The 1,373-nt window shown below is 26.9% G+C and carries 2 protein-coding genes; both read right to left on the bottom strand.

Going from position 1 to position 1,373, the window contains the following annotated elements:
- On the bottom strand, nt 1-818 hold an 818-nt coding region (locus OM90_RS11765; protein ID WP_058487059.1), incomplete at its 3' end, for a hypothetical protein.
- A gap of 96 nt (nt 819-914) precedes the next feature.
- The coding region (locus OM90_RS11770; RefSeq protein WP_330381871.1) for a hypothetical protein at nt 915-1,373 on the bottom strand (459 nt) is incomplete at its 5' end.

Here is a 1,373-nt window from a genome sequence, read left to right on the forward strand (position 1 = left end):
GCTTTTATTTCTTCCATTTGATGTTTAGCTTTTGTAAGGTCAACTTTTTCTTTTAGTTTCATTCTTCTCTCTATTTTCTCTTTGTCAATCTTATTTTTATCATAAGTATCATTAGTTTCATCTTCTAAATCTAATTCTAAATTATTAATATCAATACCTATAACTTCTTCTCCTAATCTATTTGTTATAATAAATTTTGTCCCTTCCCACTTAGATTTTCTAAATTTACCTGTTCTATTTAAATAACATGGCTTATCAGTTATCCACTTAATCTTACTAATCTTATTCTTCCCTAAACTACTAATTTTTACATACCATGCCTCTCCTACTTTTTTATTTAAACATCTAAAAACTTCTGCTTTATATTTTCTATCCTTTGTAACCTTCGTTAATTTCTTTATTTTCTTTTCCAATGAAAAATTCTTTTCTCTCATTTTCTTAATTGTATCTTTTATGATACGAATTTTTTCCTCATTTTTATCATATCTATTTACAATATCAATTAAAACTTCTTCCAGGAGTTCTACAATGTACTCTTCTGCTTCTTCTAGTGTTAAAAGCTCTAATGCTTTCATTTGTTCTTCTTCAAGATAATATGTTGTAACATTAAAATAGTCATCTCTAACATATTTTTTTTCATGATTTCGTTTTTTCTTTGGATGGGAAATATTTAAATTAGTACTTCCATCTAATTCCATTCTGGGACATAATTCTAAAAACAACTCAGTTATATGATGCGCCTTCCATCTAATTGGAAACAAATTATTTGCTTTTTCATATTCATGCCATCCTTTGAATACAATATCTCTTAATAACACAATATTCCTCCTTATAAAGATTATTATCTTCTTTACATACATTTATATTTTAAGACATGACAAAAAAATTTTTCGCTTTTTAATTTACAAATAGTTCTAATTATTCTTTTTTTTATTATTAGGATCATGACGATTATTCCTTTCTCTGTATTTATAATAATATTCTTCTGGTGTCCTAACATCTGCTTTAGGTAATTTATGTTCATCCGAAGGTTGTTCTCCTTTATTTCTAGACCCATGTCTATCAGTTATTTTTTGTTCAAGATTTAAAGCCTCTTTTCTACTTAAATTCTGTTTAATAACAACTGCACGTGCTTTAATATTGTATTTTTTAGAGATTGTTGGTAGTTGAGAATTAGCTCGTGGTGATGACCCATCGGAATTTAATGGTTGTCCACTAATTCCTACTTTTATCAATTTTCCAGTATCTTGATCAACTATTACATATACATGATTAGGATTAGTACTTAATAACGAATTACCATGTATTCTATCTGATGTAGTATTTTTATTTTTAGGTGATGACACTCCTACTTCTTCAAGACTTACAAATTG

Origin of the sequence: Defluviitalea phaphyphila (assembly GCF_001466305.1) — a bacterium.
In the GTDB taxonomy this organism is placed as follows: domain Bacteria; phylum Bacillota; class Clostridia; order Lachnospirales; family Defluviitaleaceae; genus Defluviitalea_A; species Defluviitalea_A phaphyphila.